Source organism: Blautia difficilis (assembly GCF_014297245.1).
In the GTDB taxonomy this organism is placed as follows: Bacteria; Bacillota; Clostridia; order Lachnospirales; family Lachnospiraceae; genus Blautia_A; species Blautia_A difficilis.
Genome location: NZ_JACOQG010000007.1, coordinates 47,711 through 60,839, shown reverse-complemented (window position 1 = coordinate 60,839; position 13,129 = coordinate 47,711). Strand labels below are relative to the sequence as shown.

The 13,129-nt window shown below is 43.2% G+C and carries 11 protein-coding genes; all 11 read left to right on the top strand.

Going from position 1 to position 13,129, the window contains the following annotated elements; genetic code table 11:
- The first annotated feature begins 26 nt into the window (after window positions 1–26).
- Window positions 27–1,289 (top strand): ABC transporter substrate-binding protein, encoded by a 1,263-nt coding sequence (locus H8Z82_RS06315; RefSeq protein ID WP_186994606.1) that lies wholly within the window; start codon window positions 27–29, stop codon window positions 1,287–1,289.
- A gap of 178 nt (window positions 1,290–1,467) precedes the next feature.
- Window positions 1,468–3,822, top strand: a complete 2,355-nt coding sequence (gene yicI / locus H8Z82_RS06310; RefSeq protein WP_186994605.1) for an alpha-xylosidase — start codon at window positions 1,468–1,470, stop codon at window positions 3,820–3,822.
- 2 nt (window positions 3,823–3,824) lie between these two features.
- Window positions 3,825–5,789 (top strand): glycoside hydrolase family 127 protein, encoded by a 1,965-nt coding sequence (locus H8Z82_RS06305; protein ID WP_186994604.1) that lies wholly within the window; start codon window positions 3,825–3,827, stop codon window positions 5,787–5,789.
- A 215-nt stretch (window positions 5,790–6,004) separates the two neighbouring features.
- Window positions 6,005–6,520 carry a prepilin peptidase gene (locus tag H8Z82_RS06300; RefSeq protein ID WP_186994603.1) on the top strand — a complete coding sequence of 172 codons (516 nt, stop codon included), beginning with the start codon at window positions 6,005–6,007 and terminating at the stop codon, window positions 6,518–6,520.
- Window positions 6,517–7,527 carry a P-loop NTPase family protein gene (locus H8Z82_RS06295; RefSeq protein ID WP_019160525.1) on the top strand — a complete coding sequence of 337 codons (1,011 nt, stop codon included), beginning with the start codon at window positions 6,517–6,519 and terminating at the stop codon, window positions 7,525–7,527. Before H8Z82_RS06300 ends, H8Z82_RS06295 begins: the two co-directional genes overlap by 4 nt.
- On the top strand, window positions 7,524–8,714 hold the full coding sequence (locus H8Z82_RS06290) for a CpaF family protein (protein WP_019160526.1): 1,191 nt from the start codon (window positions 7,524–7,526) through the stop codon (window positions 8,712–8,714). Before H8Z82_RS06295 ends, H8Z82_RS06290 begins: the two co-directional genes overlap by 4 nt.
- Complete coding sequence (locus H8Z82_RS06285; RefSeq protein WP_186994602.1) at window positions 8,711–9,484, top strand: type II secretion system F family protein; 774 nt, start codon at window positions 8,711–8,713, stop codon at window positions 9,482–9,484. The genes H8Z82_RS06290 and H8Z82_RS06285 overlap by 4 nt, the downstream gene beginning before the upstream one ends.
- 8 nt (window positions 9,485–9,492) lie before the next feature.
- Complete coding sequence (locus H8Z82_RS06280; protein ID WP_044997119.1) at window positions 9,493–10,524, top strand: type II secretion system F family protein; 1,032 nt, start codon at window positions 9,493–9,495, stop codon at window positions 10,522–10,524.
- A gap of 46 nt (window positions 10,525–10,570) precedes the next feature.
- A complete protein-coding gene (locus H8Z82_RS06275; RefSeq protein WP_019160529.1) occupies window positions 10,571–10,750 on the top strand; it encodes a Flp1 family type IVb pilin in 180 nt (59 codons plus the stop codon).
- 30 nt (window positions 10,751–10,780) lie between these two features.
- Entirely contained in the window at window positions 10,781–12,262 is a 1,482-nt protein-coding gene (locus H8Z82_RS06270) for a DUF5702 domain-containing protein (RefSeq protein WP_186994601.1), read from the top strand.
- 253 nt (window positions 12,263–12,515) lie between these two features.
- Entirely contained in the window at window positions 12,516–13,094 is a 579-nt protein-coding gene (locus H8Z82_RS06265; protein ID WP_243176407.1) for a hypothetical protein, read from the top strand.
- Window positions 13,095–13,129: the final 35 nt, after the last annotated feature.

Here is a 13,129-nt window from a genome sequence, read left to right as displayed (position 1 = left end):
ATCAAAATCAAAAGGAGGATTTTAAGATGAAGAAAAAACTGATCAGTGTAATGCTTTGTGCAGCAATGGCAACTACTATGTTCTCAAGCGTAGCAGTTCATGCAGAAGGTGATGACGAAGGCGAAATCTATATGTTTATCTCCCAGCCGGAGTATGCAGATGCCATCACAACTCTTATTGATGAGTACAAAAATGTAGAGCCAGGTGTTACTATCAACTACGAGACAACACAGAACGACTATCCTACACTTTTAAAAGCAAAACTTAACTCAGGTGAGTGCCCGGATATCTTCTCCTCCACATCAGGAAAAGAAATCGAAACATATAAAGAATATTCTCTTGATCTTACAGGACAGCCATTGGTTGATGCTATGGACGACAATGTAGCAGCAGCTATGAAAGATGCCAATGGAGAAGGCTGTTATGGTATGGCAATCAAAGGAAACTATTTCGGACTGATCTACAACCAGGATCTTCTGGATAAGGCAGGCGTTGAAAAAGTTCCGGAAACTATGACAGAGTTAAAAGATTGTGTAGAGAAATTAAAAGCAGCAGATATTACACCATTTACAAGTGGATATGCTGAATGGTGGGTATTTAAACATGTATTCCAGCACTTTGCAGATGCAGCATCTGATGATGTGCAAAAAATGGTAGCAGGATTTGAAGATGGATCAGATTCTCTGGAAAATTATCCAATCCTTACAGATAACTTCTTTGAATTTATTGATCTGGTAAAGGATAACGGAGATCAGAAACCTCTGGAAACAGATTTAAGTGGTGAAGAAGCAGCACTTGCAGCTGGAAAAGCAGCTATTATGATTGGACAGGGCGCATGGGTTGAAAGTGATCTGATGAAGATTAATCCAGACCTTAAGATTGCATTTGCAGGATATCCGGTAGATGAAGATGCTTCTCATTGCCAGGTTATCACAGGATCAGATCAGGCACTTCGTGTAAGCAAAGATTCCGAAAATCAGGAGATCGTTCTGAACTTCCTGAACTGGTGGTATACCTCTGACTATGGTAAAGCATGGTTCACAGATGTTGCAGGTGTAGTTCCGCCAATTAAGGGTGACTTTGATACAGAGTATGAAGTAATCAAACAGGGTTCTGCTTCCGTTGAAGAAAAAGGTGCGGCTCCTCTCGAAATAATTTACTCTACAGACAGCTTCCATCAGGCATTTGGTGAAGCTATGCAGGCATATGTAGAAGGCAGCGCTTCCAAAGAAGATACAATTAGCACAATTGAACAGAAATATCAGGAAATTGACGGGGCTTCAAACTAAGACTAGCAGACAAAGATGATAACTGGGGAAGAAGCTATGCTTCTTCCCCTTATTTTATGTCACTGAAGCGACCCGTCGCAGGCGGAGAATCCTGCAAGCAGGATTCTTTGTTGTACCGTGACTTGCATAACAGAGAATAAAAAAGAATTGTTTTATAGAAAAGGAGATCAGAAATCAGATGAAATTTACAGAAGGATATTGGGAAAAAAATGAAAGAGCCAATGCGTCCTATGCATCTCAGGCATTTACAGCTGAAGCAATTCCGGGAGGAATGAGAATTGTTTCTCCATTCCGGCAGATCACAGACAGAGGCGGTGCTCTGGATGTAGGAACTATCACTACAGAATTTACTTCTGCACGTAAAGACATTATCAGTGTAAGAAGCTATCATTATGAAGGCTATGTAAAGGGTGAGCCCAGATATGAGCTGAATGAGGATCCACAGGAAACAAAGGTTGAGATCACAGAAGAGGAAGCTGTGATGAGAGCCGGAAGAATGACAGTAAGAGTAGATTTAAAAGACTTCAAGATCACATATGAAGCAGACGGAAAAGTTCTTACAAATATCGGATTCCGTAACCTGGGATATATGCAGTATGACAGAGCGGTACTGACCAAGTTCCCGGAACCAAACTATATGGCAGCTCAGTATCAGCCATATATGGTAACAGAACTTTCTCTTGACCCAGGTGAATGCGTATATGGGCTTGGTGAGAGATTTACAGCATTCGTAAAGAATGGACAGGTAGTGGATATATGGAATGAGGATGGCGGTACAGCTTCCCAGATTTCCTATAAAAATATTCCTTTCTATGTAACCAGTAAACATTACGGTGTATTCGTTGACCACAGTGATAATGTATCCTTTGAAGTTGCCAGCGAGAAAGTTGAGAATGTAGGATTTTCTGTAAAAGGGGAAGAAATCCGTTATCATGTGATCTATGGTGATGACATCAAAGGTGTAATGGAAACATATACAGATCTGACAGGTAAACCTGCACTGCCGCCTTCATGGTCCTTTGGATTATGGCTGTCCACATCCTTCACAACCAACTATGATGAAGAGACTACCAATTCCTTTATTCAGGGAATGGCAGACAGAGATATTCCGTTGAGTGTATTTCATTTCGACTGCTTCTGGATGAAAGAATTCCACTGGTGCGATTTTGAATGGGATTCCAGAATTTTCCCGGATGTACCTGCAATGCTGAAGCGTTATAAAGAAAAAGGTCTGAAGGTATGCGTATGGATCAATCCATATATTGCACAGGGAACGGCATTCTTCAAAGAGGGAATGGAAAAAGGATATCTGTTACAGCGTGCAGACGGAATGGGCGTAAAACAGATTGATAACTGGCAGCCGGGAATGGGACTTGTAGATTTTACAAATCCGGGCGCAGTAAAATGGTATCAGAATAAGCTGAAAGGTCTGCTTGATATGGGTGTTGACTGCTTCAAGACAGACTTTGGTGAGAGAATCCCTGTAGATGTGAAATATTATGATGGATCTGACCCTGTTTCCATGCATAACTATTATACATACCTTTATAATAAAACTGTATTCAGCCTTCTGAAAGAAGTAAAAGGAGAAGGAGAAGCTATTCTTTTTGCAAGAAGTGCAACAGCAGGCGGACAGCAGTTCCCGGTTCACTGGGGCGGTGACTGCTCTGCAACCTATGCTTCCATGGCTGAGAGCTTAAGAGGCGGTTTGTCCTTTACCTTATCAGGATTTTCTTTCTGGAGTCATGATATGGGCGGATTTGAAATGACAGCGGCCCCGGATGTGTACAAACGCTGGCTGCAGTTTGGTCTCCTTTCCACACACAGCCGTCTCCACGGATCCAAGAGCTATCGTGTTCCGTGGCTGTTTGATGAGGAAGCGGTAGATGTTTGCCGTAAGTTTACCAAACTGAAATTAAGATTACTTCCATATCTGTATTCTATGGCTGTGAAATCACACAGAACCGGTATTCCGTCCATGAGAGCAATGATTATGGAGTTCACAGATGATCCTGCTGTGAAATATCTGGATATGCAGTATATGTTAGGTGACAGTATTCTGGTAGCTCCGATCTTCAATAAAGAGAGCCATGTAGAATATTATCTGCCTAAGGGAAAATGGACGCATCTGTTAAGCGGAGAAGTAAAGGAAGGAGGCAGATGGTATGAAGAAACTTATGACTTCTTCTCACTGCCTGTATTCGTAAGAGAGAACACTCTGCTTTCTATAGGTGCAGTAGACACTACTGTTGATTATGAACTGGAAAAAGATGTACAGATCCAGGTTTACGAACTGAACGGAACTGGTTCCTGTGAAGTAGTAACAAATAAAGGTGAGACAGCATTTGTGGTAAATGCAGCAAGAGAAGGAAACAAGCTGATTTTGGAAACAACCAAAGAGAATCCGGGAATGACATATCTTCTCAGAAATATTCATGAAGTTTCCGCAGTTACAGGCGGCAGTGTAGTGAAAGACACAGAAGATGGAATGATTCTGGCACCGGAAGGATGCAAGATGGAGGTTACAATCTAGGCATGAATAAAAACAGATTGCTTCAGAAGGAGGAGTGCGTAATCCGCAACTCCTTCTGGAACCGTTATATTGATCTGGTAAAAAATATGGTAATTCCCTATCAGTGGGATATTTTAAATGACCGAAGAAAGGATGCTGAGCCCAGCCATGCCATTGACAATCTGAGAATTGCCGGCGGCAAAATGAAAGGGCATTTTTATGGACAGGTATTTCAGGACAGTGATGTATATAAATGGCTGGAAGCAGTAGGCAATATCCTGATGCTGGAGAGGAATCCTGAGCTGGAGGAAAAAGCAGATTCTGTCATTGATCTGATCGCAGAAGCCCAGGAAGAGGACGGTTATCTGGATACTTATTTTTCCATTGAGGAACCGGATAAAAAATGGACGAATGTACTGGAATGCCATGAGCTCTATTGTGCCGGACATTTTATTGAAAGTGCAGTATCCTATTACAGGGCAACAGGAAAGGAGAAAATCCTTCAGATTGCTTATAAACTGGCGGATTATCTGGACAGAGTTTTTGGCCCTGAGGAAGGTAAGCTTCATGGCTATCCGGGACATCAGGAAATAGAGATTGCCTTGTTAAAGCTCTATGATCTGTCCGGGAATGAGAAATATTTAAATCTGGCAGGATATTTTATCAATACCAGAGGAACCAATCACTTCTTTGAGGAAGAATTTGAAAAGAGAGACCATGTCAGCTTCTGGGAGAAAGCCAGAACACCGGAACCAAACAGGTATTATAATCAGTATCCGTATAATTATTACAATCAGTTCCAGAGTCCGGTACGTCTGCAGAAAAAGGCAGTGGGACATGCAGTACGCGCTGTTTATATGTATACTGCCATGGCAGATCTGGCCGGAAAGACAGGAGATAAAGAACTGTTTGCAGCCTGCCGGACAATCTGGGATAATATTGTGAAAAAGCAGATGTATATCACTGGAGGAATTGGTGCCACTAATTCAGGGGAAGCTTTTACCAATGATTATGATCTTCCTAATGATACTAATTATTCAGAAACCTGTGCTTCTATTGGCCTGATCTTTTTTGCTCAGAAAATGCTGATGTCAGAGACTGACTCTGTTTATGGAGATGTGATGGAACAGGCACTTTACAATACAGTGCTTGGGGGAATGAATTATGAGGGCAATCGTTTCTTTTACGTAAATCCGTTGGAATCTGTGCCGGAGGTATGCAGAGACAATACCCAGCGCCATCATGTGAAGCCGGAACGACAGAAATGGTTTGCCTGTGCATGCTGTCCTCCGAATATTGCACGTCTTATCGGAGGATTATGGGATTATATTTATACGGCTTCAGAAGATCGGGTGAATGTACATCTTTATATAGCAGGAGATGGGAAAATCCAGGTTGGCGAAAGTATATTGAATATTACTCAGAGCACTTCTTATCCGGAAAACGGAAAGATCAATTTCACAGTACAAAGTGACTCAGACCGTGAAATCGGACTGGCATTCCGTATCCCGGGATGGGCAGAACATTATACTCTGCGGCTGGACGGCAAAGAGATTACCCCGGATCAGGTGGAAAATGGGTATGCATTGATTTCACGCTGTTGGACAAAATCTGCTCATATTGAATTGGAATTTGATATGCAGCCACGTTTCATCTGTGCAAACAGAAGAATTCATTATGATCTGGGCAGAGCTGCGATCATGCGGGGACCTTTAGTCTACTGTCTGGAAGAGGCAGACAACGGAAAATATCTGGCGGAGCTGACAGTGGATACAGACGCAGGACTTACAGAAGAGAAAAAACCTGAGTTGGGAGGCTATGTGGCATTGAAGGCCAGAGGTAGCAGAACACAGGTACCTGATACAGATAAGCTTTACACTACCTACTGTGCTTCCAGAGAAAGTACAGAGCTTGTTGCAGTGCCTTATTATCTCTGGAATAACAGAGGAACAGGGGAGATGCAGGTCTGGATAAAAACAGGTTTATAATTTTTTAATTATTTTTATGAAAAAAGGGCTGGACAAATCAAAAGTCCGGCCCTATAATAAAACTCACCAGAGATCTTCTGGTAATCATATCCGCCGGTTCGGCGGGAAATTCCTATTTTTAATTTAAAATACAAAAGAGAAAACGGGCATAGATTATCTTATGTCTTTAAAGGGAAAATAGCGCATATTTACAGGATATGTGAAAAAGCGAGGTGATGCTGAATGATTTTAGTTACCTTTTTCCCGTAGTGATTGCCGGTACCGCAATGACCATGGATTTTCGGACGGCAAAGGTTGATAATGGATGGATCCTGTTCTCTATGTTTGTGGGATTTGTTCTTTGCATCCGGGAAAGAGGAATTTCGGGAATCCGTTTTTTCCTTATGGGAAGCGGAGTTCCGTTGTTTCTGGCCTTTCTGTTTGTTTTTGGAATGCTGGGAGCTGGTGATATCAAACTTTTCTGTGCGCTGGGAAGCGTGATGGGTTTTTCTGAAATTCTGAAGTGTATCTGTATTTCTTTTATGATCGGAGCCTGCATTTCATTGGCTATTCTGATTTCTGAGCACAATTTCTGTGAAAGAATCCGATATTTTATAAGCTATCTTGAGAATACTGTAAAAAATAAGCAAATTCTTTCCTATGGAAAAAAAGATATTTCACTTCCTGAAAATTTCCATTTTACGGTTCCCATATTTTTAAGTGTTTTGTTGTATGCAGGAGGAATCTATTGAAGAAGAATATATTCGCAGTCTGTGACCTGGAGGTAGACTATGCCCTGAATTTCATGGACTATCTGAATCAGAAGAAGAATATTCCTTTTGAGATTCAGGCTTTTACAGCAGTAGAGAACCTGATCTCCTATGGAAAAAAAACACATATAGAGTTGCTGTTGATTTCCGGACGGGCTATGTGCCGGGAGGTTCGGGAATTAGATATCGGGAAAATCATTATACTTTCGGAGGGAGTACATCCTCCGGAGCTTGATCAATATCCCAGTGTATATAAATATCAGTCTTCTTCAGATGTGATACGTGAAGTGATGGAATGCTATGGAGCAGAAAAGAAAACAACACCTCAGTATAGGGTCTTAAAAAAGACCACAGAAATACTGGGAGTGTTTTCACCTCTGGGACGCTGCCTGAAAACCTCCTTTGCACTGACGCTTGGACAGATACTGGCAAAAGATAAGGCAGTTCTATATCTGAATATGGAAGAATATTCAGGGTTTGAAGAGCTGCTGGGAAAAGGATTTGCTCATAATCTGAGCGATCTTCTTTATTATGTCAGACAGGATAATCAGAATCTGCTTCACAAGATGAACAGTATGGTGCAGACCATAGGCAATCTGGATTACATTCCCCCTGTGCAGATGCCGGCAGACATCAGGGGAACAGCCTGGCAGGACTGGGAGCAGCTGATTCAGATGATCACCACGGAAAGCTCTTACGAGGTGGTCGTACTGGATATGGGAAGTGGAATTGATGATAATTTTCAGCTTCTTGACCTGTGTAGAAGGATTTATATGCCTGTACTGTCTGATGCTGTCTCAATGTGCAAGATCGCGCAGTTTGAGAATCTGGTACGTATCTGGGACTTTCCGCAGATCCTGGAAAAGACAGTGAAAATAAAACCGCCCTTTCATATGGCTACAGCACCCTCTCCCAACTATATGGAACAGCTGATGTGGAGTGAGCTGGGAGATTATGTCAGGGAGATATTGAGAAAGGAAAGAGAATGAGCAGAGAAATATTTGGAAGGCTGCGGCAGATGCTGATGGAGCAGCTGGATCTTTCCAGAGAACTGTCAGATAAGGAAATCCTGGATGTGATCGATGAACTGATCCTGAATCAGACAGAAGGCATGAGGCTTGCATTAAAGGAGAAGGTGCGGCTGCGGCAGGAGCTGTTTTATTCTGTCCGCAAGCTGGATGTATTGCAGGAACTGGTGGACGATGAAACTGTGACAGAGATTATGGTAAACGGCCCGGATACGATTTTTGTGGAGCGGGCGGGAAAACTGATGAAATGGCACAAAAGTTTTACCTCCAGAGAAAAACTGGAGGATGTAATCCAACAGATTGTTGGCAAGTGTAACAGAGTAGTAAATGAATCCATGCCTATTGTGGATGCCAGACTGGAGAATGGTTCCAGAGTTAATGCGGTCATCTATCCGGTGGCATTAAACGGACCAATCCTGACGATCCGGCGTTTTCCGGAGCATCCTATTACCATGGAGAAGCTGACCAGTCTGGGCAGTATTACTCCGGAATGTGCCGGATTTCTGCAAAAGCTGGTGCAGGCAAGATATTCCATGGTTATCGGCGGAGGAACAGGAAGCGGTAAAACTACTTTCCTGGCAGCTTTGTCGGAATATATTCCCCGGGATGAAAGAATCATTACTATAGAAGATAACGCAGAACTTCGTATCAGGGGAATTGACAATCTGGTGCGGCTGGAAGCCAAAATGGCCAATATGGCAGGGGCAGCATCCGTAACTATCCGTGATCTGATCCGGTCGGCATTGAGAATGCGCCCGGACAGGATCATTGTGGGTGAGGTGAGGGGAGGAGAGGCAATGGATATGCTTCAGGCACTGAATACAGGGCATGAGGGCTCCCTTTCCACTGCCCATGCCAATAGCAGCCGTGACATGCTTTCACGATTGGAGACAATGGTTCTGATGGGTGTGGATCTTCCTCTGGAGGCAATCCGCAGACAGATTGCCTCAGGGGTAGATATCCTTGTACATCTGGGAAGAATGCGGGACAGATCGAGAAAGCTGCTGGAAGTAACAGAGGTCTGCGGTTTTGAAAAAGGAGAAATTCAGACAAGGCCGTTGTACCAGTGGCAGGAGGGAAAAGGGCTGGTAAAAACAGCAGATCTTCTGCATATGGAAAAATTGGAAAGAGCGGGGATTGAACTATGAAAGGGAAAAGAAAAGAACAAAGCTATGCAAAGAAGGATTATGATCATTACCATTTTTCATTAAAAGAGAGTGTGAAATATCTGGGACAGGCAGCTGCTTTATGTATGGCAGTAGATTATCTGTTTTACAGAAGTATGTGGCTTCTTGTGCTTATGGTACCAGTGAGTCTGTTTTATCTGAAATGGCAGCAGAGCCGACTGATCCGGGAGAGACGGAAAAGGTTGAATTATCAGTTTAAAGATGCACTGACATCTTTAAGTGTGGCAGTTCATGCCGGATATTCTGTGGAAAGTGCAGTGAAAGCCTGTACCCGGGATCTGGAACGGCTTTATGGCAGGGGTGCAGATGTGGTAGAAGAGTTTCGCTATATTGAAAGTCAGCAGCATGTCAGTGTACCTCTGGAGGAGCTGTTTCTGGATTTTGGAGAGCGGAGCCAGGTAGAAGATATTGAGAATTTTGCATCTGTTTTTTACACAGCCAAGCGTACAGGTGGAGATATGAATCAGGTACTGCAAAAGGTGTCCAGAATGCTGGGGGATAAGATTGATGTAAAAAAAGAGATAGAAGCTACTCTGGCTGCAAAGAAATCGGAACAGATGATCATGAGCCTGATGCCTGCGGGAATCATTGTATATCTTCAGATGACTTCCCCTGGTTTTTTAAGCGTTCTTTATGGAAATCCCTTTGGAATTGCCGCTATGAGTATCTGCCTGGTTATTTATGCTGCTGCATACTGGATGGGTAGAAAAATCGTGGATATTGAGGTGTAATGACAGAGATGTGGGTACATATTGTTATATTTGTTATTATTCTGCTTCTGCTGCTGGGGTGGAGAATGAAGTGGATCCCTTCTTCCGGAATTGGCGGAAAAGAAGGAATCAGGTTATTCACAATGGTAGCTGTTGCAGGCAATCTTCTTGGGATGATGCTTACAGCCGGAAGCGGTGAACAGGTGTATTCACGGGGATATCGACTGGAAAAGGAGGATACGGGATCATATGAGAAGAAGTTTGTGGTATCCGTGGATGGAGAAAAGACAGGCACCCTGTATGTACAGATACCGGAGAAAGAGGTACAGGAACAGGAAGAACAGGAACAGACTCAGAAGCTGACGGCAAAGGAGCAGGAACAGAAGGACATCATGGAAGAAATTGCCCGTTACAATGAAGAAAAGGGAGATCCTGATTATTATTACCTGCCAGAGCAGTGGAATGGGAAAAAGCTTCAGTGGATAAGCCCTGCTGATACGTCCGGTAAAATGCTGACAGGAATATTTCTGATCGCTGCTATGATAGTGCTTGTAATGAAAGGCAGAGAAGAACAGGTTCAGCTCCAGAAAAGACAGGAAGAACTTCTGATGGATTATCCGGGGCTGATCATGAAATTTACATTGCTGGTACAGGCGGGAATGACAGTCAGAAAAGCATTTCAGAAAATCGCCCTGGATTACGGAAGAAAGAAAAAATCTATAAAAAGGGCAGCTTATGAGGAAATCCGTGTAGTCTGTTATGAGATGGAAAGCGGTGTCTCCGAAGGAGAAGCTTATCGAAGATTTGGAGAAAGATGTGGACAGGTAAAATATAAAACTCTGGCTACGCTGCTGATCCAGAATCTGCAGAAAGGAAGCCGTCAGATGGCAGATATGCTGGAACGGGAGTCTGTGGAAGCCTGGGAGGAACGTAAACGAAAGGCCAGGGTGCTGGGAGAGGCGGCTGCAACTAAGCTGTTGTTTCCTATGATGCTGATGTTGATTGTAGTAATGGCAATCGTGATGATTCCGGCATTTCTTTCTTTTTATGGAGGTGCGTAGGAATCAGAGGATGATGCCTGCAGAAAGACGGAGGAAGAGTAGAGAAATGAAGAAACTGAAAGAATGGGTATGGGATTTTGTTAAGGAAGAGGATGCTGTGGGTGTAGTAGAGATTATACTTATACTGGTGGTGCTGATCGGCCTTGTAATTATATTTAAAGAGCAGATCACAAATCTGGTAAACAGTCTTCTTTCCAAGATAGCGAAACAAAGTAATTCCATCTGATGTACAGCAAGGAGGAGGTGTATTTTCTGTATGAGAAAAAAAGGAAGCGTTACCGTTTTTCTGACATTGATCCTCAGTCTGTTGTTGTCACTGATATGTGCAAGTATTGAGTCAGTACGTATGGCATCAGCCAGAACCCAGATCCTTAATGGTATGGATATTGGATTATATTCATTGTTTGGACAATATGATAAAGAGCTGCTGGCAGATTATGATCTGTTTGCCCTGGATGGTTCCAGAGGAGGCGGGCAGCTGGATCTGGCTGCTGTCTGCGATGAGCTGGAAGCTTATATGAATCCTGTCTTGAAGCAGAACAGTCAGAAGCTTACGCTATGTCAAAGCGGATTGACAGGATATCGGTTACTGACAGATCAGAACGGAGAAGCATTTTATCAGCAAATTGTAGGGTATATGCAGGAAACACTGGGAAGTCAGGGGATACAGCTCCTCCTTGGCAGAATGTCAGAAAGACAGGAAAAAACAGCTCAGGCAGATCAGTCTGCAAATCAGGCACAATCAAAAGGGTCTATTGATCGATATGATTCAGAGATGAATCAGGCATCTGAAAAAAGTCAGCAGGCGGCTGAAGAAGCAGCCAGAAATCAGGAGCAGGGAGGAGAAGAGTTTGGAAGCGGAGATACACAGGTTGCTCCACAGGCTCCACCTGCAAAAAATCCCATCACTATTATGAAAAGAATTATGAAAAGGGGAGTCCTGGAATTAGTACTGCCAGGTGGAAATGGGCTGTCAACAAAGGAGATTGAGAAAGGAACTCTTGTTTCCGGGCGAGGTTTGCAGCAGGGTATGGAGATGCCGGATGGAATGACGGTTGAAAACAGTTATACTTCAGAAGTCCTTTTTCAGCAGTATCTTATGGAGCATCTGGGAAGCTATGCAGAGCCTTCTTCGGCCGGACTGGCATATCAGATGGAATATGTTTTCGGAGGAAAAAATAGTGACGAGGACAATCTGAAAGCAGTAGCATCTAAATTATTATTTATCCGGGAGGGAGTGAATTTTGCATGTTTAATGGCAGATAATGTGAAAAGGTCAGAAGCTCAGGCGCTGGCAACCGCCATTGCGTCAGGATTTCTGGTTCCGCCGGCAGCTGTAATTATTGAGGCAGCCCTGATTCTGTGCTGGGCCTTTGCAGAAAGTGTGCTGGACGTCAGGGAATTGTTTGCAGGGGGAAGGATTCCGCTGGTAAAATCCTCTGCGGACTGGCAGATTTCATTGGGAAATCTTCCGGATCTTATGGAAGGACTGGATTCTATGCGAAGAAATGACGAAAAGGGAATGTCTTATAAAGATTATCTGCAGGTGCTGGTTTTGACAGTATCCAAAGAAAAAAAGGCAATGCGTGCTATGGATATGATCGAGAATACAATCCGGGAGAAGGGAAGAAAGAATTTCTGTATGGATTCCTGTATTGTGGCACTGGAAGCGTTTGCTGATGTGAAAGCAAATAAAAAGAAAGATTTTCAGGTGATACGTCAATATTGTTATGAATAGTGAAAAGAGGTGCAAAAAGGTGCTTTTACAGAAAGAAAAGAAGAAAAGAAGAAATAAACTAAGTATAAGAAATGTTCTGAAAAAGGAAATAATCTATGAAAGGAGAAACCGCTCTCTAAGTTTTCGTACAAATCTGTTCTTTTTCCCCCCGAAAAAAAGATGTGAGCTTTCTGTAAAGGCATCTTTTTGCATCTCTGGCTGGCGGAGAGCCAGTCTGGCAGTTGAGACTGCATTTGTATTACCGCTGTTTTTTATGGGAATATTGACCATGATCTGCTTTATGGATATCTATAAGGTGCAGACGGAGCATCTTAGTCAGTTATGTACAAAGGCGAAACAGGCTGGAATGTATGCATACCTTACAGGAGAAAGTGGTGCAGAGGATATTACTCTGCCGGATATTTACAGCTATGAGCCCTTTGGCGGTCTGGTTCCCCTGCCGAAAGTTGTAATTTACAATCATGTAAAAGTGCATGCCTGGACAGGAAGAATTTTTGAAGGGGACAGTGGAAATGAAAGTACACCGGAAAAAATGGTTTATATTACAGAATCCGGAAGTGTATATCATAAGGATCCCGGGTGTAGTTATCTGAATGTTTCGTTAAAACAGATTCCCGGTACTTCTGTTTTGGCTGCAAATAATCAGTATGGAGAACACTATACTGCCTGTGAGACCTGCAGTAGAAATCAAAAGCCTGCAGGTGTGGTCTTTGTTACAGAGCAGGGAAACCGTTATCATAACCTGGAGACCTGCAGTGGCTTAAAGCGTACAGTCCGGATGGTGAAGGAAACGGAAACTTCAGGGATGAAATGCTGCAGCAGATGCGGCTGAAACTAACAGACTGCAGAGACAGAGTTGAGAAGACG

Excerpts from the sequence above, each read along its gene's own strand:
- H8Z82_RS06280 (WP_044997119.1), top strand. The coding sequence starts at position 9,493 with ATGTGGGTACATATTGTTATATTTGTTATTATTCTGCTTCTGCTGCTG.
- yicI (WP_186994605.1), top strand. The coding sequence starts at position 1,468 with ATGAAATTTACAGAAGGATATTGGGAAAAAAATGAAAGAGCCAATGCG.
- H8Z82_RS06265 (WP_243176407.1), top strand. The coding sequence starts at position 12,516 with ATGGGAATATTGACCATGATCTGCTTTATGGATATCTATAAGGTGCAG.
- H8Z82_RS06305 (WP_186994604.1), top strand. The coding sequence starts at position 3,825 with ATGAATAAAAACAGATTGCTTCAGAAGGAGGAGTGCGTAATCCGCAAC.
- H8Z82_RS06290 (WP_019160526.1), top strand. The coding sequence starts at position 7,524 with ATGAGCAGAGAAATATTTGGAAGGCTGCGGCAGATGCTGATGGAGCAG.
- H8Z82_RS06300 (WP_186994603.1), top strand. The coding sequence starts at position 6,005 with ATGCTGAATGATTTTAGTTACCTTTTTCCCGTAGTGATTGCCGGTACC.
- H8Z82_RS06315 (WP_186994606.1), top strand. The coding sequence starts at position 27 with ATGAAGAAAAAACTGATCAGTGTAATGCTTTGTGCAGCAATGGCAACT.
- H8Z82_RS06270 (WP_186994601.1), top strand. The coding sequence starts at position 10,781 with ATGAGAAAAAAAGGAAGCGTTACCGTTTTTCTGACATTGATCCTCAGT.
- H8Z82_RS06275 (WP_019160529.1), top strand. The coding sequence starts at position 10,571 with ATGAAGAAACTGAAAGAATGGGTATGGGATTTTGTTAAGGAAGAGGAT.
- H8Z82_RS06285 (WP_186994602.1), top strand. The coding sequence starts at position 8,711 with ATGAAAGGGAAAAGAAAAGAACAAAGCTATGCAAAGAAGGATTATGAT.